We start from the raw sequence: 21,588 nt of genomic DNA, 5'->3' as shown, positions 1-21,588 counted from the left end.
CGCACGGCGGTCGCACGGCGGGCGATGGGTAGATTGCGCAGAGTGGAAGACGAGGTGGTCAGCGGCATCCGGGTGCGCGGCGCGCGGGTGCACAACCTGCGGGACGTCGACGTGGCGATCCCGCGCGACGCGCTGGTGGCGTTCACGGGGGTCTCCGGGTCGGGCAAGTCGTCGCTGGCGTTCGGCACGATCTTCGCCGAGTCGCAGCACCGCTACCTGGAGTCGGTCGCGCCCTACGCGCGGCGGCTGCTGCAGCAGCTGCCGATGCCCGACGTCGACGACATCACCGGCCTGCCGCCCGCGGTCGCGCTCGGCCAGCGGCGGTCCACGCCGTCCGCGCGGTCCACGGTCGGCACGCTGAGCCGGGTCTCCAACTCGCTGCGCATGCTGATGTCCCGCGCCGGCGCCTACCCGGCGGGCGCGCCGCGCCTGGACTCGGACGCGTTCTCGCCCAACACCGTCGCCGGCGCGTGCCCGCAGTGCCAGGGGCAGGGGGTGTTGCACGAGGTCACCGAGGAGTCGCTGGTGCCCGACCCGTCGCTGAGCATCGCGGAGGGCGCGATCGCGTCGTGGCCGGGCGCCTGGCAGGGCAAGAACCAGCGCGACATCCTGGCGACGCTCGGCTACGACATCCACGCGCCCTGGCGCAGCCTGCCGCGGGAGCAGCGGGACTGGATCCTGTTCACCGACGAGGAGCCGGTGGTCACCGTCCATCCCGTACGCGAGGCGGGCCGGATCCACCGCCCCTACCAGGGCAAGTACGCCAGCGCCCGGCGGCTGGTGCTCAAGGCGTACGCGTCCTCGGCCAGCGAGAAGAGCCGCCTGCGCGCCGAACGGTTCATGACCGCCCGCACCTGCCCGCTCTGCGGCGGGCGGCGGCTGCGTCCCGAGGCGCTGGCGGTCACGTACGCGGGCCGCACCGTCGTCGAGCTGGCCGCGATGCCGATGGGCGAACTGGCCGGCGTGCTCCGCCCGCACCGGGACGAACCAGGACCGGCTGGGGCGCTCACCCGCGACATCCTCGACCGCATCGAGGTGCTGGACGAGCTGGGGCTGGGCTACCTGAGCGTGGCCCGGCCCGCGCCGACCCTGTCCAGCGGCGAGCTGCAGCGGATCCGGCTGGCCACCCAGCTGCGCGCCGGGCTGTTCGGCGTCGTGTACGTGCTGGACGAGCCCTCGGCCGGCCTGCACCCCGCCGACTCCGCCGCGCTGTCGGACCTGCTGCGCCGCCTGCGCGACACCGGCAACACCGTCTGCCTGGTCGAGCACGACATGGACGTCGTGCGCCAGGCCGACTGGGTGGTGGACGTCGGCCCCGGCGCGGGCGGCGACGGCGGGCGCGTCCTGTACAGCGGGCCGGTCGCCGGGCTGCGCGAGGTCGCCGGGTCGGTGACCCGCCGCTACCTGTTCCACACCGTCGTGCCGGAACGGCCGGCGCACCGGCAGGCGGGCCGGCTGGAGCTGCGCGGGCTCACCCGCAACAACCTTCAGGGCGTGGACGTCGACGTGCCGCTGGGCGTGTTCACCGCCGTCACCGGCGTGTCGGGGGCGGGCAAGAGCAGCCTGCTGGCGGCCGTCGCCGAGGCCGCCGGGGAGCGGCGGGTGGTCTGGGTGAACCAGCAGCCCATCGGCCGCACCCCGCGCTCCAACCTGGCCACCTACACCGGCCTGTTCGACACGGTGCGCAAGCTGTTCGCCGCCACCGACGGCGCGCGTGCCCACGGCTACGGCCCGGCCCGGTTCTCCTTCAACGTGCCCGGCGGACGCTGCGAGACCTGCCAGGGCGAGGGCTACGTCGCGGTCGAGCTGCTGTTCCTGCCCACGACGTACGCGCCCTGCCCCGACTGCGGGGGTGCCCGCTACAACCCCGACACGCTGCGGGTGACCTACCGCGACCGCACGATCGCCCAGATCCTGGAGATGACGGTCGACGAGGCCACCGGCTTCTTCGGCGACGTCCCCGCGGTACGCCGCCCGCTGGAGACGTTGCACGAGGTCGGGCTCGGGTACCTGCGGCTCGGGCAGCCCGCCACCGAGCTGTCGGGCGGCGAGGCCCAGCGCATCAAGCTCGCCGCCGAGCTGCAGGGCCGCCGCGCCGAGTCCACGATCTACCTGCTCGACGAGCCGTCCACCGGCCTGCACCCGCACGACACCGACGTGCTCATGGACCGGCTGCACGAGCTGGTCGGCGGCGGCGGCACGGTCGTGGTCGCCGAGCACGACATGCGGGTGGTGGCGACCGCCGACCACGTCATCGACCTCGGGCCGGGAGGCGGCTCGGCCGGCGGCACGGTGGTGGCCGCGGGCACGCCGGCGCAGGTGGCCGCCAGCCCGCGCAGCCGTACCGCGCCGCACCTGAAGGGCCTGCTGTGATGCGCCGCGCGCTGTACCTGCCGCCGTTCGGGGAGCTGGCCGATCCGCGGGTGCTCGCCGACCTGGCCGCCCGCGCCGAGGACGCCGGGTTCGACGGCGTCTTCCTGTGGGACCACGTCGTGCGCCCGCTGAGCCCGGGGCTGGCCGTCTGCGACGCCTGGATCGCCCTGGCCGCGATCGCCGCCGCCACCGAGCGCGTCCGCATCGGCACCAGGGTCACGCCGCTGTCGCGGCGCAGGCCGTACGAGGTGGCCAGGCAGGCCGCCGCCCTCGACCAGCTCAGCGGCGGGCGGATGGTGCTCGGCGTCGGGCTGGGCGCGGACGATGGCGGGGAGCTGAGCAGGCTCGGCGAGACCGGCGACCCGCGCGTCCGGGCGGAGATGCTGGACGAGGGCCTCGACGTCATCTGCCGGCTCTGGACCGGCCTGCCCGTCCGCCACCGGGGCCGCCACTACCGTGTCGACGACCTGGCGTTCCAGCCGCAGCCCGTGCAGCGGCCGCGGATCCCGATCTGGGTCGCCGCCCAGTCGGTCCGGCAGGCCCCGCTCCGCCGCGCCGCCCGCTTCGACGGTCTCTGTCCGGAGACCACCCCGGTGGGGCTGCGGGAGATGCTGGCCGTCGTCGCCGAGCACCGGGGCGGGCTCGAAGGCTTCGAGGTCGCGGTCGGCGTCCCGCCGGGGGTGCATCCCGGCCCGTACGAGGACGCGGGCGCGACGTGGTGCCTCATCGAGTTTCCCGAGGTCAGCAGCGTCGAGCAGGTGATGGCGGCGATGATCTGAGGCGTTTGCGCGGTGACGGTGGCGGGGTAGGCCAGTCATCGCCCGTCCGGGGTGCGCCATGACACCGCCCGGCCGGCGGCCCGCGCGAGTGAGGAGCGAGCTGATGCGCCCGACCGGGCATCCCGAGAGCGGCGGCCTGCGCAGCCAGGCCTGGTGGGACAACGCCGGCAATCCGGAGATGACGGCTCTCTACCTCGAACGTTTCCTCAACTTCGGGCTGACCCCGAAGGAGCTCCAGTCCGGCCGGCCGATCATCGGCATCGCCCAGACGGGCAGCGACCTCGTGCCCTGCAACCGCCACCACCTCGCCCTGGCCGACCGGGTCAGGGACGGCGTTCGCGACGGCGGCGGCATCCCGCTGGAGTTCCCCGTCCACCCGCTGCAGGAGACCGGCAAACGACCGACCGCCGCCCTCGACCGCAACCTCGCCTACCTCGGGCTGGTCGAGGTGCTCTACGGATATCCGCTCGACGGCGTCGTCCTGACGACGGGCTGCGACAAGACCACGCCCGCGTGCCTGGCCGCGGCGGCGACGGTCAACATCCCGGCGATCGTCCTGTCCGGCGGGCCGATGCTCAACGGCTACCACCAGGGCAGGCGCATGGCCGCGTCGGGGTCGGGGCTGGTGATCTGGCAGTCGAAGCGGCTGCTGGCCACCGGCGAGATCGACTACGACGAGTTCATGGCGCGCGTGGCCGCCTCCGCGCCCAGCATCGGCCACTGCAACACCATGGGCACCGCCCTGTCGATGAACAGCCTGGCCGAGGCGCTCGGCATGTCGCTGCCGTGCTGCGCGGCGATCCCCGCGCCCTACCGCCGCCGGGCGCAGATGGCCTACGACACCGGCCTGCGGGCGGTGCAGCTGGTACGCGAGGACCTCACCCCGCGCAAGATCATGACCATGCGGGCCTTCGAGAACGCGATCGTGGTCGCCTCGGCCATCGGCGCCTCCACCAACGTGCCCATCCACGTCAACGCCATCGCCCGGCACGCCGGGGTGCCGCTGACGATCCACGACTGGCAGCGCGTCGGAGCCGACGTCCCGGTGCTGGCCGACGTGGCCCCCGCCGGGGAGTTCCTGGGCGAGGACTTCTACCGCGCGGGCGGCGTGCCCGCCGTCATGCGGACGCTGCTGGCGGCCGGGCGGCTGCACGGCGAGGCCATGACCGTCTCCGGCCGTACCGTGGCCGAGAACCTGGCCGACGCCCCGCCCGGCGACCCGGAGGTCATCCGCCCCTACGACGACCCGGTCGCCGCGCGCGGCGGGCTGCTCATCATGACGGGCAACCTGTTCGACTCGGCCGTCATGAAGACCTCCGTCCTCAGCGAGGAGTTCCGCGCGGTCCGCGACTACCGCGCGATCGTCTTCGAGGGGCCCGAGGACTACCACGCCCGCATCCAGGATCCGGAGCTCGGCGTGGACGAGGGCTGCATCCTCGTCATCCGCTACACCGGGCCGATCGGCTATCCAGGGTCGGCCGAGGTGGTGAACATGGAGGCGCCGTCCGCGCTGCTGCGGCTGGGCGTCACCACGCTGCCCACGCTCGGCGACGGCCGCCAGAGCGGCACCTCCGACGCGCCCTCCATCCTCAACGCCAGCCCCGAGGCCGCCGCCGGCGGCAACCTCGCCATCCTGCGCACCGGCGACCTCGTCCGCGTCGACGTGGACAACGCGCGCGTCGACGTGCTGCTGACGGAGGAGGAGATCGCCGCACGGTGGGCCCGTCACACGCCGCCGGCGCTGGAGAACCAGACGCCGTGGCAGGAGATCTACCGCGCCACGGTCGGGCAGCTCGACGGCGGGGGATGCCTGGAGCTGGCCCTGTCGTACCAGGACCTCGTACACACCAAGGGGATTCCCCGTGACTCGCACTGACGCCAGAGGCACCGTCATGATCGCCGACTCCGACTTCGGCGACGTGGACATCGAACGCGCGATCGTCGAGGCCGCCGGGTTCGAGCTCCGCGCCGAGCAGTGCAAGAGCGAGGACGAGGTGATCGAGAAGGGCCGGGACGCCGACGGCGTCCTGACCCAGTACGCCCGGATCGGCTCCCGCGCCGTCGAGGCGTTCACCCGCTGCCGGGTGATCGCCCGCTACGGCACGGGCGTGGACATCGTCGACGTCGAGGCCGCGACCAGGCACGGCATCCAGGTCACCAACGCGCCGAACGAGTGGTGCGCCGAGGAGGTCGCCGACCACGCCGTCGCGCTCTGGCTGGCCGCCGCCCGCAAGATCTGCGAGTACGACCGCGCCACCCGGCGGGGCGTGTGGCGATGGCAGACCGGCGAGCCGATCCTGCGGCTGCGGGGGAGGGTCTTCGGGCTGCTGTCCTTCGGCGCCATCGCCCAGCTCATCGCCGCCCGCGCGCGGCCCTTCGGCGTCGAGGTCTGGGCGCACGACCCCTTCCTGGACGACGCCGAGATCCTGGCGCACCACGTGCGGCCGGTGTCGTTCGACGAGCTCGTGGCGGGCGCCGACTATTTGGTGATCCAGGCGCCGCTCACCTCGGGGACGCACCACGCCTTCGACCGCGCGACGCTGCGCAGGATGAAGCCGGACGCGATCGTCGTCAACACCGCGCGCGGCCCGATCGTGCAGGACGAGGCGCTCTACCAGGCGCTCACCGAGGGGTGGATCGCCGGCGCGGCCCTGGACGACCTGGAGGAGGAGCCGGCCAAGCAGCGCGACTGGCGTCCGGACAACCCGCTGTTCACGCTGCCCGGCGTGATCGTCACCCCGCACGCCGCCTACTACTCCGAGCAGGCGGTGGAGACGGTGCGGCGGTTCGCCGCGGAGGAGGCCGTCCGGGTCCTGACCGGGCAGGCGCCGCGCAGCCCCGTGAACGAGGTGACGGCCCGGCCCTGACGGGCGGCCGGGTGGTCCCGGCGCCGTAGTCGCGGGGGAGCGTACGACGGCGGGAGTAGCGTCGACCGTCTCCGGCCGTACGACGACGGCAGCGGGCACGGGCGGCGAGGATCGGGGACGGCAGCCACCCCCACTCCCTCAAGGACGCTTCATGGGCATCACCTGCGAGCGCGACCTCGCCGACTTCCTGACCGCCTACACCCGGGACATGGCCGTCTCCCCCGAGGAGCCCGCCACGATCATCGACCGCTACTTCGTCCCGGACTTCGAGTACTGCAACGACGGGCTCGTGATCGACCGGCAGCGCATGATCGACCACGTCCGCCCTGTCCGGCGGCAGGTCGACCAGGAGGCGATGGCCGCCGGCGACGGGACCGGGGTCGAGATCCACGAGACGCTGGTCTCCGGCGACCGGATCGCCGCCCGGTGGACCTTGCGCACGAGGCTGCGCAAGGGCAGGACCTTCACGGCGGAGGTCTTCATGTTCGGCCGCCTGGCCCCGGACGGCCGCATCCGCCGGATCGACCAGACCACCAGGCAACTGGACGAAGCCGGGTAGCCGCGCGAGCGGTTCAGCCCGTCCGGCGGCCGGCCCGCCACTCCGGGGCCAGCACGGACCAGACCTCGACGTCGTGCCGGACGCCCCGGTGGGGGTAGCTCTCGCGCAGGACGCCGTCCCTGCTCATCCCGAGCCGCCGGGCCACGGCGATGCTGGCGGTGTTGCCGGCCGCGGCCTGCCATTCCACGCGGTGGATGCCGCGTTCCTCGACGGCCCAGTCGATGATCACGCGGATGGCCCTGGTCACCAGGCCCTTGCCCGCCGCCGACGGCTCCAGCCAGCAGCCCGCCTCGGCGGTGCCGAGCCGGACGTCCATCGTCCGGAAGAGCACGCCGCCGACCAGCCTGCCGCCGGTCCAGATGCCGTAGATCCGCCCGGTGTCGGCCGCGGCCTTGTCCGCGTACGCCTGCAGCACCGACCTGGCGGACTCCAGGTCGGTGACGAGGTCGGGCAGGGAGATGAACCGTCCGATGAACTCGCGTCCGCGGTCCATGTGGCTCAGGAACTCCTCGGCCCGCCAGGGCTCCAGCGGACGCAGCTCCGCGCCGTCGTCGCCCAGGGAGATCGCGAACATTGCTGCCTTTCCGTCCAGGATTCACCCGTCTTGCGGGGAAATCCTCTCATGCGCGGCCGGGCCCGTTGATCTCGGCGCGGCGGGCACGGCCTGCAGGTAGGTCAGCACCGCCATGACGCGCCGGTTGTGGTCGTCGGAGGGAGGCAGGCCGAGCTTGGCGAAGATGTTGTTCGTGTGCTTGCCGACCGCCTTGTCGGTGACCTGGAAATGGGCGGCGATGGCCAGGTTGGACAGGCCCTCCGCCATGAGCGTCAGCACCTCACGCTCGCGGGGCGTCAGCGCGGCCAGCGGCTCGTCCCTGTCGCGGCGGGTCAGCAACTGGGAGACGACCTCCGGGTCCATCGCGGTGCCGCCGGCGGCCACCTGGCGCACCGCCTCGACGAACCGGTCGACGTCGCCCACCCGGTCCTTCAGCAGGTAGCCGACCCCGCCGGAGCGGTCGGACAACAACTCCCTGGCGTACAGCTGCTCCACGTACTGCGACAGGATCAGCACCGGCAGCCCCGGCACCCGGGCGCGCGCCTCCAGCGCGGCGCGCAGGCCCTCGTCGGTGAAGCCGGGCGGCAGCCGCACGTCGATCACCGACACGTCGGGACGGTGCCGGACCAGCGCCGCCAGCAGCATGGGCCCGTTGTCCACCGCCTCCACGACGGTGCAGCCGTGCGCCGACAGCAGGCGGACCAGGCCGTCCCGCAGCAGCGCGAGATCTTCGGCTATGACAACGCGCACGGGACCTCCATGGTCAGTTCGGTCGGGCCGCCGGGAAGGCTGCTGACGGTGAGCGAGCCGTCGAAGGCGGACAGGCGGTCCTCGATGCCGCGCACGCCGGTGCCCCGGTCGCGGCGGACCGGGCCCCCGCCGTCGTCGCCCACGGTCAGCCGGAGCACGCCGGCGGTGTGCCGCAGCCGCACCCAGGCGCGGGAGGCGCCGCTGTGCTTGGTCACGTTGGTCAGCGCCTCGGCCGCGGCGAAGTACACGGCGGACTCCACCGGCGGCTGCGGGCGGCCGGGCAGGTCGATGTCGATCTCGACCGGCATCGGGCACAGCAGCGCGGACGCCTCGATGGCGCCGGCCAGGCCGCGGTCGGTCAGCACGGGAGGATGGATGCCGCGCACCAGGTCGCGCAGGTCGCTCAGCGCCTGGCCGGCGATCTCGCGGGCCTCGTCGATCATCCGCAGGGTCTCGTCCGGGTCGCCGGAGCCGCGGGCCAGCCCCAGGTGCATGCGGATGGCGATCAGCTTGGCCTGCGCGCCGTCGTGCAGGTCGCGTTCGATGCGGCGCAGCTCGGCCGCGCGCGCGTCGACCAGCGCGGCCCGGGACGCGGTCAGCTCCCGGATCCGCGTGTCCGGCGTGGGCCGCGCGTCCAGCAGCCGCCGCGCCAGCCGCGCCTGCCCGGTACGGAACAGCGGGACGGCCAGGAGCACCACCACGGCGATGGCCACGGTGGACATGCTCAGGGCGAACGTGTTGAGCAGGCTCGTCTCGGCCGGCCGCAGCCGGAGGAAGACGTAGTCCAGGGCGGACAACATCGCCCACACCGCCACCAACGGGGCAGGTCCGGTGACGCCGTGCACGGCCAGCCAGGCCAGCTCCCGCCACCTGCCGCCGCCGTCCCCGTCGCTGGTCCCTGTGCTGGTCCCGTCGCCGTCGCCGTCGCCGTCGCCGTCGCCGTCGCCGTCGCCGTCGCCGTCGCCGTCCAGGCCGAGCGTCCGGCCTGCCCAGCGGCGCTGGAACCCGGCCAGGCGGCGGGCGGCCGCGAGCAGCCGGCCGAGCGGCCCCCGCCCGAGACCGGCCACCGGCACCAGGACGGCGCTCACCGGCACCAGGACGAGCAGCGCCAGCGCGGCCACGCCGGTGACGGCGTTCAGCGCCAGGCCGGTCACCGCGTTCAGCGCGTACGCCGCCAGTCCGGTCACCACCCGCCACGCCGGCCCGCCGGGCGAGGGTCGTCTTGCCATCACAGATGCAGTCTGCCCAATCGGCGAGCAGAAGGCGGTGGGGCCGGCCCCACCCCCCGGGTGGCGATTTCCCACCCCGGCAGGTGGGCGCGCACCCATGGAGGCGGCAGCCGCGGCTCGCCAGGCTCGACGAGACCAGCCGACGAGGGGGAGACGTGATCGAGGTAAGAGGACTGACCATGCGCTACGGCCGCACACTCGCCGTGGACGACCTGACCTTCACCGTGAGACCGGGCCTGGTGACCGGATTCCTGGGCCCGAACGGCGCCGGGAAGTCCACGACCATGCGCGCGGTGCTCGGGCTGGAGACGCCCGCCGCCGGCGCGGCGCTGGTGGACGGCCGCCCCTACGCGTCGCTGCGCCGGCCCATGCACACGCTGGGGGCGCTGCTCGACGCCGGGGCGGTGCACGGCGGCCGCACGGCCCGCGCCCATCTCGGCTGCCTGGCCCGCAGCAACGGCCTCGGCCCGCGGCGGGTGGCCGCCGTCCTCGGCCAGGTCGGGCTGGAGGACGTCGCGGACCGGCGGATCGGCGGGTTCTCCCTCGGCATGAAGCAGCGGCTGGGCATCGCGGCGGCGCTGCTGGGCGATCCCAAGGCGCTGATGTTCGACGAGCCGCTGAACGGGCTGGACCCGGAGGGCATCCGCTGGATCCGCGACCTGCTCCGCTCGCTCGCCGCCCAGGGCCGTGCCGTCCTGCTGTCCAGCCATCTGATGAACGAGCTGGCGCTCACCGCCGACCACGTCGTCGTCGTCGGACGCGGCCGGCTGATCGCCGACACCACGACGGACGCGCTCGCCGCCCGGTTCCAGCGCGACGTCCTGGTGCGCGCCACCGACCCGGAACGGCTGGCGGAGATCCTGCGCGGGCACGGCGCGACCGTCACCGCCGAGCCCGCGGACCCGCCCGCGCACGACCCGCCCGCGCACGACCCGGCCGGGACCGGCGGCCTGCCCGTCCAGGGCCTGTCCGTCCGGGGGCTGGAGGCCGGTGTGATCGGCGACCTGGCGCTGCGGGCCGGGATCGCGCTGCGTGAGCTGACCCCGCGCGGCGCGTCGCTGGAGGAGGCGTTCCTGGAGCTCACCGAGGACAGCGTCGAGTACGGCGCCCGCCCCGTCACCGCGGAGGCGGCCCGATGACGGCCCCGACGACGGACGCCGTCGCCGCCGAATGGCTCAAGCTGCGCTCACTGCGCTCGAACGCGTACCTGCTGGCCGTCTCCCTGCTCGCCGTGCTGGCCTGCGCCGGGGTGGCGTACCTGATGGGACGGGGGTTCGACCACCAGACGGCCGAGGAGCGGCTGCGCTTCACCGGCATCGGCAACGGCCTGGGCACCGGCCTGCCGGTCGCCTACTTCGTGTTCGGCACGCTGGGCGCCCTCACCATCACCTCCGAGTACGCCACCGGCATGATCAGGACGAGCCTGGTGGCGGTGCCCCGGCGGCAGCTGTTCCTGTTCGCCAAGGTTCCCGGACTGGCTGCCGTCACCCTGGTCGCCGGTCAGCTGCTGGCCTTCGCCATGCACCTGGCCGCCCAGGCCGTGCTCGGCGAGCGCGCCGGTCAGGTGCTGCTCGACGGGCGGACCCTGGGCACACCGCTCTCCGACCCCGGGGTGCTCACCTCGGTGGTGGCCGCCGGGCTGTCCATGGCGGCCGTGGCGCTGATCGGGCTGGGGGTGGGCGCGGCGCTGCGGTCCACCCCCGGGAGCCTGGTCGCGCTCGTCATGATCTTCCTGGTGCTCCCGGTCGCCGCCCAGACCCTGCCGTCGCCGCTGCGGGCGCGGGCCGGGTCGTACATGATCGAGAACCTGCCGGGCCAGATCGCCGGGGTGGGCGGCGGCCTGCTGTCTCCGCCGGCGGCGGCCGCGCTGCTGCTCGCCTACCTCGCCGCCGCGCTGACGGCGGGCGCCGCGGTCACCGCGTCGAAGGGCGGCACGCGCAGGGTCCTGGCCGTCGGCGCCGCCGCGGCGCTCCTGGCGGGCCTGGTGGCGGTGCCCGCCGTCGGCGACGCGACGGACGCCGGACCTTCCTCCCTGGTCTGGCGGCCGTGCGCGGACAAGGACGCCCCCCGGGACATGCGGTGCGCCTCCGTCCAGGTGCCCGTGGACTGGAGCAAACCGGCCGGACGGAAGATCGCCGTCCCGCTCGGCCTCCTGCCCGCCTCCGGCGGCGCACGCCGGATCGGCACGCTCTTCTCCGTCCCCGGCGGCCCCGGAGCGTCGGGCATCGACGACCTGAAGCAGTTCCACGGGAAGTTCACGCCGTTGCGTGACCGCTTCGACGTCGTCAGCCTCGCCCCGCGCAACACGGTCGAACCCGGCGGCGTGCTGCCGTACGCATGCCTGACCACCGGTCCGTGGATCACCCTGCCGCGCGACCGCTCCGAGTACGCCGCCCTCGCCCGGACGAACCGCGAGCACGCCCAGCGGTGCCGCGCCGCCGATCTGGAGCTCTTCGACCACATGGACTCGGCCTCCGTCGCCCGCGACATCGAGGCCGTCCGCGTCGCGCTGGGCGAGGACCGGCTGAGCTTCCTCGCCAACTCCTACGGCGGCCGCCCCGCGACGGCCTACGCCCGCCTGTTCCCCTCCCGCGTCCGCGCCATGGTCATGGACGGCGCCGCCGGCCACGCCGAGGACACCGCGGCCGGCGAGCCCCGCATGTACGCGCGGGCCGAGCGGCAGCTGCGGCGGTTCGCCGCCTGGTGCCGCACGGCCACGTCCTGTGCCCTGCACGGCCGGGACGTCGGCGAGGTGTGGCGCGGGCTGGTGACCGCCGCGGACCGCTCACCGGTGCCGGTGAAGAACGATCCGTCCGGGGCCGCCTACACCGGGTTCGACCTGAAGGTCGCCGCCGCCCCCAGCTTCACCTCGCCGGGCCGGGAACCCGACGTGCCGCGCTGGGTCCAGCTCGCCGCCGCGATCGACAAGGCCGCCGGCGGCGACGCCTCGGGGTTCGCCGACTACGTGCGGCAGTCGTCGGGCAGCCCCAAGGTGCCCTCGCTCGCCGGGCAGAACATGACGCACTGCCTGGACGGCGCGGGATACGGCAGCTACGCCGCCTACCGCGAGGCGCTCCGGAGGGCGGCGGAGCTGTCGCCGGACTTCGCCGGGCAACGGGCCTGGTGGCCGCTGGCCTGCGTCGGCTGGCCCGCGCCCGTCACCAACCCGCCGGCGCCGCTGCCCGCCCGCGGCCTGACGCCGTTCCTGGGGGTCGGCAGCTGGACGGACCACGACGAGGTCGCGGAGATCGTCCGCCCGGTGCCGGGCTCGTCCAGCGTCCGGTACGAGGGGCACGGCCACATGCTCTACCTCTACGGCGACACCGGCTGCGTCACCGCCCACGTCAACCGCTACCTGACGAGCCTGAGACTCCCGCCGCCCGGCACCACCTGCCCGGCCACCGGATGACCACGGGCACCGGGGCCCGCGCCGGAGCCGGCACGGCTCACGCGGGCACGCCGGAGGGACGCAGCGCGGGCCGTCGCGCCCGGCTCCTTGCGCGTGTCCGCTTGTTTTTGAGCAGAATCTCGACTGGCTGGTCGCAGCCGGCGGGGGCGTCGTGCTCAGGACGGCGAACAGAGGTGGCCGATTACGCGGCGCCACGCCTTTTCGCGCACATATTTGTTTGACTGACGCCCGCTGGGCCCAGCAGCTTCTACGTGTGCGATTCCGTGAATGTCATGACCGATTAACCGGAAGGGAACGGCGTGCACATTGATGATTTCGGCGCGGACAGGTCCGCGGAAAGCCGCTCCGCGAATGCCGCGCAGGCGCGCTGGCAGCAGCAAGGGGTTCTGGACCTCGCGCCTTCACTCATTCACAGCGACGAACCCGGTGAACCCGTTCTTCCCGGACGGGTGCTGGAGCTGCAGGGCGTGCAGGTGGCCATGCTGAACCACGGCCCCATCCAGGTACGCCGGCCGACGTCGCTGATCAGGCAGTTCGATCCGGAGGCGTACAACATCAATCTCTTCCTCGCCGGTGACGGGGGGTTGTCCCAGGCGGGACGGCAGGCCGCCATGACCGCCGGGCAATTCGTGATGCTCGACACCTCACGCCCCTACGAGGGCTGGCGCAGGTGCGATCGGGCGAGCGCACCGCACTCGACACTCACGTTCCAGATCCCCCGCCTGATGATGCCCCTCCCGTCGAACGTGGCCGACCGGCTGACCGCGGTCCCCTTCGACACGCGGCACGGCATGGGCGCGGTCTTCGCCCGCTGGGTGACCGGACTCGTACGGGATCCCGGCTACTTCACCCACGACGACGTTTCCACCTTGACCTCGGTCACCATCACATTGCTGGCCGCCGCACTGGCCCCGCACCTGAACAGCGCTCTGCATGACAGCTCCGAGGCCCGCCGACGCCGGCTCAGGTTCCAGATCGACGACTTCATCCAGCGAAATCTCGCCGATCCGGCGCTCGGCGCCGAGGCCGTCGCCGCCGCCGCACAGATCTCGGTACGGCAGTTGTACGAGCTGTTCGCCGAGTACGACCGGACCCCGGCGGCCTGGATCCGGCACCTTCGCCTGGAACGCTGCCGCCGGGACCTGGCCGACCCGAGGCTGCGCGGCTATCCCGTCCATACCATCGCCGCACGCTGGGGCTTTACCGATCCGACCACCTTCAGCCGCGCCTTCCGCGCCGCCTACGGCGTGCCGCCTGGCCACTATCGCCGGCTGTCACACCGGGAGAACTGATCTCGCCCGACCTCGGAAAGCCGAGGCTGCTGCACAATTTGCCAAGGATGTCCGCAGGCCCGGCCAATGACCCGCACTTCGTGCGTGCGGCATGGTGATGAACGTCAAGCCACTCCATCGGGCCGCTTCCGCAGCGCATATCCGCTCGGACTCATGACGATCGCCGGCCGGGTCATGTGCGCCAGAAAAAGTCTGGCGCATGAGTCGCATCTCAATCTGGAGGAATGTCATGACCAAAGTCATACAGAAGCTGAGCGACAAGCTCCTTGTGCTGTTCGTTCCTCGGACCACTGTCCACGCGGGATGTCCCCGGATCTGCGAGCAGGTCCCCATCTGCGGCGAAGGCAACAACTGCGGGTACCGGACCTGCTGCATGATCAGCGTGGGCGGTCGCCAGTGCGGCTGGGACTGCTGAGGATCCGATAGCCGCCGGCACGATCGGTGAGCTCCGTCGGCTCTGACGGAACATCCGTCAGGGCCAACGGAGCCGCCTTTCCCGGCGGATCCGACCTCGGGCCCGGATCGCACAGGCCGCCCCGGCGGCCGCACTTCACAGGAGAGCTGGAACTTGCTTTATATGAATGTGGCCATTGGCCTCCTGAGTGCTCTTTCTCTCTTCAACCTCCTTCTTCTCTTCGGGGTGATTCGGCGCCTGCGGCAGCTTTCCGAGTCCGCGCAACAGCCGGCGCGTCTCGCGGTGGGCGACACGATCGACGACTTCTCCGCGGTGACCACCCGGAACAAGGTGGTGACCGCCGGCTCCCTGCAGGACGGCACGGTGGTCGCCTTCATGTCGCCGACCTGCGGACCTTGTAAGGAGATTCTGCCGACCTATATGGAGTTCGCGAGCTCCTCGGAGACCCCGACGCTGACCGTCATGCTGACGACGGACGCCGACGCCGTCGAAGACCTGGGCCGGCTCGAGTCCGTCGGCGACGTGGCCGTCGAGCCCGTTCGAGGGGCGATCTCCACCGCTTTCGGGGTCACCAGCACGCCCACTTTCATCACTGTGGTCAGCGGGAAGATCGCCGACTTCGGCCTTCCCCAAGTCGCGGAAGGCGCTCTGGGCTAGGCACATGTGGAAGAAGATGAGCAGCGCAACGCCCGTGAGGAACGCCCTGCCGGCCATCTCCCTCGCCTGGCGGGCGGGAGCGCCCTGGGCGACCTCGATCACCGTTCTCGCCCTACTCTCAGCCCTCATCCCCATCTCGATGGCCTGGCTGACCAAGCTGCTGCTCGACCGGCTGACCCACGGGGCTCAGGTGTCGACGGTGCTCCTGCTGGCCGGGTTCCTCGCGTTCCTCGGTCTGCTGATGTCCGGATCCGCGGCGCTGCGCCGGTACTGCGACGCTGAGCACGACAGAAGGGTCAACCTGTACGCACAGGACACCATCCATCGTGCGGTGAACAACATCTCCGGGCTCTCCAAGTTCGAGGACCCCAAGTTCCTCGATCAGCTCCGGCTCGCGGCGCAGGCCGGCGGGAACACGCCGAGCCAGGTGTTCCAGGCGGCGCTCGGACTGTTCGCCGGATCGCTCACCATCGGCGGGTTCGCCGTGTCCCTGCTGCTGATCAGCCCGATGATGGCCGCGGCGACGATCGTCGGAGCCGTGCCCATGTTGCTGGCGGAGATCTCGCTGGCCAAGCGGCATGCCGTCCGGATCTGGCGGATGAGCCCCACCGAGAGGCGGGAGATCGCCTACAGCCAGCTGATCTCCACCACCGCGGCGGCGAAGGAGGTCCGCCTGTTCGGCCTGGGCGACTTCTTCCACATGAGGATGCTCAACGAGCGGCGGGCGATCGACGAAGAGAAAAGGCGCATGGACAGGGCGACCCTTCGGGTTCAGTTCGGGCTCGGAGTCCTGGGGGCATTGACCGCCGGAGCGGGGCTGGTGTGGACGGCCGCGCAAGCACTGAACGGACGGCTCACCCTCGGCGACATCACCATGTACGTCGCCTCCATCGCCGGCGTGCAGGCAGGCCTTTCCGCCCTGGTGTCGCTGATCGCCTCCGCGTACCAGCAGTTGACCCTCTTCGGGCACTACCGGGAGATCGTCTCCCTTCCGGCGGAATCTCAGGCCGAGATCAGGAACTTGCCGGCCGCCCTTGATCACATCGAATTCAAAGACGTGTGGTTCCGGTACGGCCCTGACCATCCGTGGGTGCTTCGCGGCATCAACCTGACCATTCCCTTCGGCAGCAGCCTCGGGCTGGTTGGCGAGAACGGCTCCGGGAAGAGCACCCTGGTCAAGCTGCTGTGCAGGTTCTACGAGCCCACCGAAGGCACGATCCTGTGGAACGGCGTCGACACCCGCGAGATCGACGTGAAGATCCTGCGTTCCAGAATCTCGGCCGTCTTCCAGGACTTCATGGAATATGACCTCTCGGCTGCCGAGAACATAGGCGTCGGGGACATCGAGAAGATCGATGACCGTGCGCTGATCGAGGAGTCGGCCAGGCGAGCGGGCGTTCACCAGACGCTGGCCGCCCTGCCGAAGGGTTACGACAACCTGCTCACCCGATTCTTCCTCGCCTCCGACGACTCGGAGGGCGTACGTCTCTCCGGTGGCCAGGCGCAACGAGTCGCGGTCGCCCGGTCGCTGGTGCGAGAAGGCCGGGACCTGCTCATTCTCGACGAACCGAGCTCGGGCCTCGACGCGGCGGCGGAACACGACATCCACGCCGGCCTCCGGGAGTACCGCAAGGGATCCACCAGCATCCTGATCTCGCATCGCCTGAGCGCGGTTCGCGACGCGGACATGCTCGCGGTGCTGGCCGATGGCGGCATCGCCGAGTGCGGGACGCACAACGAGCTGATCAGCCTGGACGGCATCTACGCCCGTCTGTTCAACCTGCAGGCCGCGGGTTACCACGAGACGGTACCCGGATGATCGTCCTTGCTGTGGCGGTCCTGGCAGGGCCGGCCCTCGTTCTCGGCTACGTGCTGTTACGGCGGCATCGAATGATCGCGGTCGTGTCCGGGGTCAGCATGTTGCCGAGCTACCGGCCGGGAGACCGGCTGCTCGCACGTCGCCGGCGTCCGCAGGACGCACTTCAGGCGGGCCAGGTCGTCGTCCTGCGGCATCCGCGTCCGGAGGTGGACACGGGCTGGCTGGTCAAGCGCGTCGTCGCCGTGGCGGGTGACGTCGTCCCCGACGGGATCCGCTGTGACGTCATACCGAAAAACCAGGTCATTCTGCCGGGCGAGATCGTGCCTGAAGGGCACACGCTCATATTGGGCGACAATCCCGCGCACAGCATGGATTCGCGGCAGCTCGGCTTCATACCGCTGGAAAGCATAAGGGCGACGGTGATCAGGCGGTTGAACCGCTGACAGCGTCCCTTTGCCTGATGACCGAACAACCCGCAACCGATTGAAGAGAGAGGTTTCACATGATGAGCAACCGTACAGTCCAGATCCAGGATGCTCTGCTGCGGCTCGAAGAGCCGGAGAGCTCGGAGCACGCCGTTTTCTCGGGGAGCGCCGGTTTCCCGCTCGCCACCTACAACATCGCCATTCCGCCGCGTAGCCGGTGAGCCGGGCAGGCGCGTTCACGTCAACAAGTGCAGTTCATTCACTACGGAGGTGGCCTCGGTGGCTGCGGTAGTCACTGCGGAGGCGCGGGCCGGCGTGCCGGCGCTGCCGGATTCCTCTCCATGGACGAGAAAGGCTTCACATGACGAGCAACCGTACAGTCCAGATCCAGGATGCTCTGCTGCGGCTCGAAGAGCCGGAGAGCTCCGAGCACGCCGTTTTCTCGGGGAGCGCCGGTTTCCCGCTCGCCACCTACAACATCGCCATTCCGCCGCGTAGCCGGTGAGCCGGGCAGGCGTTCTCGCTTTCTCGCCGAGCCTGCGCGCGTAGCTCTCTCGGGCCGGTCCGCCGACCGGCCCGAGAGGTGCCCTGCCTGCTCGGCCGACCGTCAACAAGTGCAGTTCACTCACTACGGAGGTGGCCTCGGTGGCTGCGGTAGTCACTGCGGAGGCATGGGCCGGCGTGTCGGCGCTTCTGGACTCCTATCTGCGAATCTCGGCTGCCGATCAGCTGGTGATTCTCTACACGGCCGAATGCCGCCCGCCCGCGGCCTGGATCCTGGTCGCGGCGGAGGAACGCGGGCTGTCGCCTGTCGCGCTCGCCATGCGACCCATGGAGGACCCCTCTCTGGTCCCCCGCCTGCGCGAGGCGCTGCTCCCCTCGACGCGCCGGTCCAACAGGGTGGTGATTCTCACGCTGGAGAAGAACAGCGTGTCCCACTTCGCCGTTCTGCGGGAAGCCCAGGACCTGCTCGGCGATGACCGTTGCGATGTCGTACGCGTCACCAACGCCGGTCCCGAGCTCTTCTCCCATGCCTTCAACACCACGCCCGCGGAACTGAGCGCGTACAACGCCTCGCTGTACGGGCGTCTGCGGAAGGCGCGGAAGGTCACCATCAGGACCTCGCATGGCACGCACCTGGAAATCGAACTCGATCAGGCACGTTTCACCTGGACCAGTAACCGGGGCACCCTCAGGAAGGGCGCCTTTCTGGTGCTGCCCGCCGGCGAGCTCGCGACCTATCCGGCCCGCATCAATGGACGCCTGGTCGCCGACGCCGCCTTCAACGCCAACATTTACACGACGCTGGATGCGCGCCTCGGCGCCCGTCCCGTGACCGTCGACATCGTGGAAGGGCAGGCTGTGGACTTTTCCTGCGACGATGCCCAGGTCGCCGAACTGATCGAGATGTGCTGGGCCGTTCCGCACGCGCGCCGCGTGGGGGAGCTGGGCTTCGGCACCAACGCCGGCATCGACCGGCTCGTTCCGCTCAACTCCCACATCAACGAACGTTTTCCTGGCGTTCATGTCGGCTTCGGAGAACACAATCAGCCGTTCCAGATCGTCGACTACCGCTGCGACGTTCATTTCGATCTCATCGCGACGGGCGGCATCGTCACTCTGGACGACGGAAGTGAGATCGATCTGTCGAGACCGGCGGATGACGGGACACCGCATCCCGACGGTGTCAACGACGAGGACATCGACGGTGACTGCTGCGTGCTGAGCTTCGATCAGTGCAGAGTGCTCAGCCTGCCGGTCCGGAGCCGGTGATCCGCCTGGCCGTGACCAGGAGTCGTGAAAGAGAATCGAAGCCGGCATGACCCTCCCCGATGTCCCAGCTCAAGGCGAAAGGTCCCAAGGCTCCGCACCTCTTACCAGGAACCTGCCATTCCTCGGTTATCTCGCCGCCCGGGCGCAATCGCAGATCGGTTCGTCCATCACGGCGACGGCCACCCCGCTCATCGCCGCGACGTGGATGGGGGCGAGCGCCACACAGATGGGGCTGCTGGTCGCCGTCCCGTTCGTCTCACGGGTCGCCGGACGGCTCCTGGCCGCCGTCCTGGTTGAGCGCTCACGCTCGCGTGTCACTGCCCTGGCGGCCATCGAGGTGACGTCCGGTCTGTGCGTCGTCGCCGTCACTCTCCTGGCCGTCTCCCACGACCTGTCGATCCCGGGGCTCATCGCCCTGGTCTCGATCATCGCCGGGTTGTCCGGGGCGTTCGGGTCCTTCTCCGCGCCTGTTGTCCTGGATCTCGTCGATCCTGGCCGGCTGACCAAGGCCAACGGGGCGATGGCCGGGGTCGCGCACCTCTCCACCATCGCCGGACCCGGGATCTTCGGTCTTCTCCTCCAGTTCCTGGCGATGCCCTTGGTGCTGGTCGTGGACGCGCTCAGCTATTTCGTGTCGGCCCTTCTGACCCTGCCGCTCCGTCGGCGGGCCCTGCCGCGCACCCAGGCGAGAGTGCCGGACCGGGGCCTTCAAGGCTTCCGGCACGTGTTCCGTGGGGACATCCGGGTCTATTTGGCGGGCGCCGCGCTCATCTGCCTGATCAACGGTGCTGTCATCGCCCTGCTCCCCTTGTACGCGACGCGTGATCTCGGCCTGTCGGCCGACGCGTACGCGGTCATCCTGGCCACCGGAGCGGCGGGCGGCCTCATCGGATCCGCCACCGCCTCCTTCTGGGAGACCAGGCTCGGCAGGAACCGGGCGGCGTTCGTGGCGGGCGCTCTGGCCACGGGGGCGACGGGATTCCTCGTGTTCGCGGACAAGGGCTTGTCCGGGGCGCTGGGCTGCGGTGCCTACGAACTGGTCGGCAGCGTCGGCGGCAGCGTCTTCGTCGTCCTCATGATGTCGGCGATACCCGTATCCGTCCCGTCGGACGCGGTCGCGAGATCGATGGCCGTCGGCGCCCTCGTTCTTGAGCTCGGCACGGCGATCGGAGCGGCGGCCGGTGGAGTCATGGGAACGGCTGCCGGCCTTCGTTCGACCGTGGAGCTCTGCCTGTACGTCGCCGCCACCGTGCTCCTGGCCGTCGCCCTGCGAGGCGGCCTGTCGGCCGTGAGGTCTCGTTCCTGAGGACGCAAGGGCTGACGCCCTTCCCCGGCGGGGGGCGCGGAGCTGGTGCGGTCACCAGGTCACGGGGAGCTCGTACACCCCGTACACCTGGCCGTCGTGCTTGAAGGGGATCTTCTCGAAGTCGGTGGCCAGGGCCAGGGTGGGGATGCGCCTGTAGAGCGTGCCGTAGGCGACCTGCAGCTCCAGCCGGGCCAGGGGCTGGCCCAGGCACTGGTGGACGCCGAAGCCGAAGGCCACGTGCCGGCGGGCGTCGCGGCGCACGTCCAGCTCGTCGGGGGCGGGGAAGATCTCGGGGTCGCGGTTGCCGATGTCGTTGGCCACGATGATGCCCTCGCCCGCGCGGATGACCTGGCCGCCGATCTCGATGTCCTCCTTGGCCACCCGGCGGCGTCCGCCGTGGGTGATGTTCAGGTAGCGCAGCAGCTCCTCCACCGCGCCCGCGATCAGCTCGGCGTCGTCGCTCCCGCGCAGCAGGGCGAGCTGGCCGGGATGCCGGAGCAGCGCGAGGGTGCCGAGGGCGATCATGTTGGCGGTGGTCTCGTGGCCGGCCACGAGCAGCAGCACGCCCATCTGGGCCGCCTCCTGCCTGGTCAGCTCACCCGCCGTGACCCGGGCGGCCACCTGGGACAGCAGGTCGTCGCCGGGGCGGACGAGCTTGTCGCCGACGAGCCCGTCCAGGTACTGCCGCAGCCGCCCGCCCGCGGCCGTCCGGTCCTCGACCGACACGTCCCGCTTGACGATGATCTGGCTGTTGTCCTGGAAGAAGCCGTGGTCGGCGTACGGGACGCCGAGCAGCTCGCAGATCACCAGCGACGGCACCGGCAGCGCGAACGCCTCCACCAAGTCCACCGGCCTCGGCCCCGCCAGCAGGTCGTCGATGAGACGGTCGACGATGCGCTGGACGGCCGGGCGCATGGTCTCGACCCGCTTGACGGTGAACGCCCCTTGCACCATGCGGCGCAGCCGGTGGTGCTCGGGGTCGTCCATGAAGACGAAGCTGATCGCGCTGTCGGGCCGGTTGGGCGCCAGGACCGGCAGCGGGTAGCCGGGCCGGGTGACGTCGGAGCTGACCTGCGGATGGCTCAGCACCGCCTTCTGCTCGGCGTAGCCGGTGACCAGCCACACGGTGCCGCCGTCGCGCAGCCGTGCCCGGGTCAGCGGCGCGTCCTGCCGGAGCGCCTGCAGGGCCGGCGGCGGGTCGAACGGGCACGTCGCCGCCCTGACACCGGGGAACTCGGGCAACGAGCCGGACATGTCCTGATCTGGGGCGGCCGTCATGACGGTGTTCCTTCCCCTTGCCTGGCCCGGACGGCGCTCATCGACTTCCCGCCTGACGCACCCGCGCTCGCCGTTGTCATGTCCAGTAACCGACGCGCGCCCTG

Annotated in this window: 19 protein-coding genes; 15 read left to right on the top strand and 4 right to left on the bottom strand. The window is 71.4% G+C overall.

Translation table 11 applies throughout. The annotated features are described in order from the left end of the window. Window positions 1–42: 42 nt before the first annotated feature. The 5 genes from ACWEJ6_RS26035 (at window position 43) to ACWEJ6_RS26015 (ending at window position 6,578) form a co-directional block, all read left to right on the top strand. Window positions 43–2,373, top strand: a complete 2,331-nt coding sequence (locus ACWEJ6_RS26035) for an ATP-binding cassette domain-containing protein (protein WP_452426841.1) — start codon at window positions 43–45, stop codon at window positions 2,371–2,373. Then, entirely contained in the window at window positions 2,373–3,152 is a 780-nt protein-coding gene (locus ACWEJ6_RS26030; protein WP_452426839.1) for an LLM class flavin-dependent oxidoreductase, read from the top strand. Before ACWEJ6_RS26035 ends, ACWEJ6_RS26030 begins: the two co-directional genes overlap by 1 nt. Before the next feature lie 103 nt (window positions 3,153–3,255). Beyond that, window positions 3,256–5,028, top strand: a complete 1,773-nt coding sequence (locus tag ACWEJ6_RS26025; protein WP_452426837.1) for an IlvD/Edd family dehydratase — start codon at window positions 3,256–3,258, stop codon at window positions 5,026–5,028. Further along, complete coding sequence (locus ACWEJ6_RS26020) at window positions 5,015–6,019, top strand: C-terminal binding protein (RefSeq protein WP_452426835.1); 1,005 nt, start codon at window positions 5,015–5,017, stop codon at window positions 6,017–6,019. Before ACWEJ6_RS26025 ends, ACWEJ6_RS26020 begins: the two co-directional genes overlap by 14 nt. A gap of 151 nt (window positions 6,020–6,170) precedes the next feature. Further along, complete coding sequence (locus ACWEJ6_RS26015; protein WP_387680738.1) at window positions 6,171–6,578, top strand: nuclear transport factor 2 family protein; 408 nt, start codon at window positions 6,171–6,173, stop codon at window positions 6,576–6,578. 13 nt (window positions 6,579–6,591) lie between these two features. On the opposite strand, the gene ACWEJ6_RS26010 is transcribed toward ACWEJ6_RS26015, so the two are convergent. The 3 genes from ACWEJ6_RS26010 to ACWEJ6_RS26000 are packed head-to-tail and all read right to left on the bottom strand — an operon-like array spanning window position 6,592 to window position 9,110. Then, complete coding sequence (locus ACWEJ6_RS26010) at window positions 6,592–7,152, bottom strand: GNAT family N-acetyltransferase (protein WP_452426833.1); 561 nt, start codon at window positions 7,150–7,152, stop codon at window positions 6,592–6,594. A 21-nt stretch (window positions 7,153–7,173) separates the two neighbouring features. Beyond that, window positions 7,174–7,881, bottom strand: coding sequence for a response regulator (locus ACWEJ6_RS26005; RefSeq protein WP_452426831.1), 708 nt, complete (start codon window positions 7,879–7,881; stop codon window positions 7,174–7,176). Beyond that, the gene (locus ACWEJ6_RS26000) at window positions 7,866–9,110 is read right to left on the bottom strand and encodes a sensor histidine kinase (protein WP_452426829.1); all 1,245 of its coding nucleotides are present in this window, start codon (window positions 9,108–9,110) and stop codon (window positions 7,866–7,868) included. Before ACWEJ6_RS26000 ends, ACWEJ6_RS26005 begins: the two co-directional genes overlap by 16 nt. 155 nt (window positions 9,111–9,265) lie before the next feature. Here ACWEJ6_RS26000 and ACWEJ6_RS25995 point away from each other — a divergent pair, with 155 nt between their 5' ends. The 10 genes from ACWEJ6_RS25995 (at window position 9,266) to ACWEJ6_RS25950 (ending at window position 20,206) form a co-directional block, all read left to right on the top strand. Further along, window positions 9,266–10,249 carry an ABC transporter ATP-binding protein gene (locus ACWEJ6_RS25995; protein WP_452426827.1) on the top strand — a complete coding sequence of 328 codons (984 nt, stop codon included), beginning with the start codon at window positions 9,266–9,268 and terminating at the stop codon, window positions 10,247–10,249. Then, entirely contained in the window at window positions 10,246–12,519 is a 2,274-nt protein-coding gene (locus ACWEJ6_RS25990; protein WP_452426825.1) for an alpha/beta fold hydrolase, read from the top strand. The genes ACWEJ6_RS25995 and ACWEJ6_RS25990 overlap by 4 nt, the downstream gene beginning before the upstream one ends. Window positions 12,520–12,818: 299 nt before the next feature. Continuing rightward, window positions 12,819–13,811 (top strand): helix-turn-helix domain-containing protein, encoded by a 993-nt coding sequence (locus ACWEJ6_RS25985; RefSeq protein WP_452426823.1) that lies wholly within the window; start codon window positions 12,819–12,821, stop codon window positions 13,809–13,811. Window positions 13,812–14,388: 577 nt separating this feature from the next. After that, a complete protein-coding gene (locus ACWEJ6_RS25980) occupies window positions 14,389–14,883 on the top strand; it encodes a thioredoxin family protein (protein ID WP_452426821.1) in 495 nt (164 codons plus the stop codon). A gap of 4 nt (window positions 14,884–14,887) precedes the next feature. Continuing rightward, on the top strand, window positions 14,888–16,702 hold the full coding sequence (locus ACWEJ6_RS25975; RefSeq protein WP_452426819.1) for an ABC transporter ATP-binding protein: 1,815 nt from the start codon (window positions 14,888–14,890) through the stop codon (window positions 16,700–16,702). Further along, the gene (locus ACWEJ6_RS25970; protein ID WP_452426817.1) at window positions 16,699–17,145 is read left to right on the top strand and encodes a S26 family signal peptidase; all 447 of its coding nucleotides are present in this window, start codon (window positions 16,699–16,701) and stop codon (window positions 17,143–17,145) included. Before ACWEJ6_RS25975 ends, ACWEJ6_RS25970 begins: the two co-directional genes overlap by 4 nt. A 59-nt stretch (window positions 17,146–17,204) precedes the next feature. Beyond that, on the top strand, window positions 17,205–17,348 hold the full coding sequence (locus ACWEJ6_RS25965) for a hypothetical protein (RefSeq protein WP_387680711.1): 144 nt from the start codon (window positions 17,205–17,207) through the stop codon (window positions 17,346–17,348). A gap of 140 nt (window positions 17,349–17,488) precedes the next feature. After that, on the top strand, window positions 17,489–17,632 hold the full coding sequence (locus ACWEJ6_RS25960) for a hypothetical protein (RefSeq protein ID WP_452426815.1): 144 nt from the start codon (window positions 17,489–17,491) through the stop codon (window positions 17,630–17,632). Between the two features lie 140 nt (window positions 17,633–17,772). Continuing rightward, window positions 17,773–18,900, top strand: coding sequence for a hypothetical protein (locus ACWEJ6_RS25955; RefSeq protein WP_452426813.1), 1,128 nt, complete (start codon window positions 17,773–17,775; stop codon window positions 18,898–18,900). 46 nt (window positions 18,901–18,946) lie between these two features. Then, complete coding sequence (locus tag ACWEJ6_RS25950; RefSeq protein ID WP_452426811.1) at window positions 18,947–20,206, top strand: MFS transporter; 1,260 nt, start codon at window positions 18,947–18,949, stop codon at window positions 20,204–20,206. 51 nt (window positions 20,207–20,257) lie between these two features. Here ACWEJ6_RS25950 and ACWEJ6_RS25945 read toward each other — a convergent pair whose 3' ends face one another. Further along, window positions 20,258–21,484, bottom strand: a complete 1,227-nt coding sequence (locus ACWEJ6_RS25945; protein WP_452426809.1) for a cytochrome P450 — start codon at window positions 21,482–21,484, stop codon at window positions 20,258–20,260. Between the last annotated feature and the right edge of the window lie 104 nt (window positions 21,485–21,588).

It is taken from the genome of Nonomuraea sp. NPDC004702 (assembly GCF_053601695.1).
The sequence above is the reverse complement of the archived record's forward strand: the minus strand, read 5'-3'. Positions and strand labels throughout refer to the sequence as shown.

Bases quoted from the DNA above. Each gene is read 5' to 3' on its own strand.
- ACWEJ6_RS26025 (WP_452426837.1), top strand. From the start codon at position 3,256: ATGCGCCCGACCGGGCATCCCGAGAGCGGCGGCCTGCGCAGCCAGGCC.
- ACWEJ6_RS25965 (WP_387680711.1), top strand. From the start codon at position 17,205: ATGATGAGCAACCGTACAGTCCAGATCCAGGATGCTCTGCTGCGGCTC.
- ACWEJ6_RS26015 (WP_387680738.1), top strand. From the start codon at position 6,171: ATGGGCATCACCTGCGAGCGCGACCTCGCCGACTTCCTGACCGCCTAC.
- ACWEJ6_RS25950 (WP_452426811.1), top strand. From the start codon at position 18,947: ATGACCCTCCCCGATGTCCCAGCTCAAGGCGAAAGGTCCCAAGGCTCC.
- ACWEJ6_RS25980 (WP_452426821.1), top strand. From the start codon at position 14,389: ATGAATGTGGCCATTGGCCTCCTGAGTGCTCTTTCTCTCTTCAACCTC.
- ACWEJ6_RS26000 (WP_452426829.1), bottom strand. From the start codon at position 9,110: ATGGCAAGACGACCCTCGCCCGGCGGGCCGGCGTGGCGGGTGGTGACC.
- ACWEJ6_RS26010 (WP_452426833.1), bottom strand. From the start codon at position 7,152: ATGTTCGCGATCTCCCTGGGCGACGACGGCGCGGAGCTGCGTCCGCTG.
- ACWEJ6_RS25945 (WP_452426809.1), bottom strand. From the start codon at position 21,484: ATGACGGCCGCCCCAGATCAGGACATGTCCGGCTCGTTGCCCGAGTTC.
- ACWEJ6_RS25990 (WP_452426825.1), top strand. From the start codon at position 10,246: ATGACGGCCCCGACGACGGACGCCGTCGCCGCCGAATGGCTCAAGCTG.
- ACWEJ6_RS25960 (WP_452426815.1), top strand. From the start codon at position 17,489: ATGACGAGCAACCGTACAGTCCAGATCCAGGATGCTCTGCTGCGGCTC.
- ACWEJ6_RS25975 (WP_452426819.1), top strand. From the start codon at position 14,888: ATGTGGAAGAAGATGAGCAGCGCAACGCCCGTGAGGAACGCCCTGCCG.
- ACWEJ6_RS26030 (WP_452426839.1), top strand. From the start codon at position 2,373: ATGCGCCGCGCGCTGTACCTGCCGCCGTTCGGGGAGCTGGCCGATCCG.
- ACWEJ6_RS25970 (WP_452426817.1), top strand. From the start codon at position 16,699: ATGATCGTCCTTGCTGTGGCGGTCCTGGCAGGGCCGGCCCTCGTTCTC.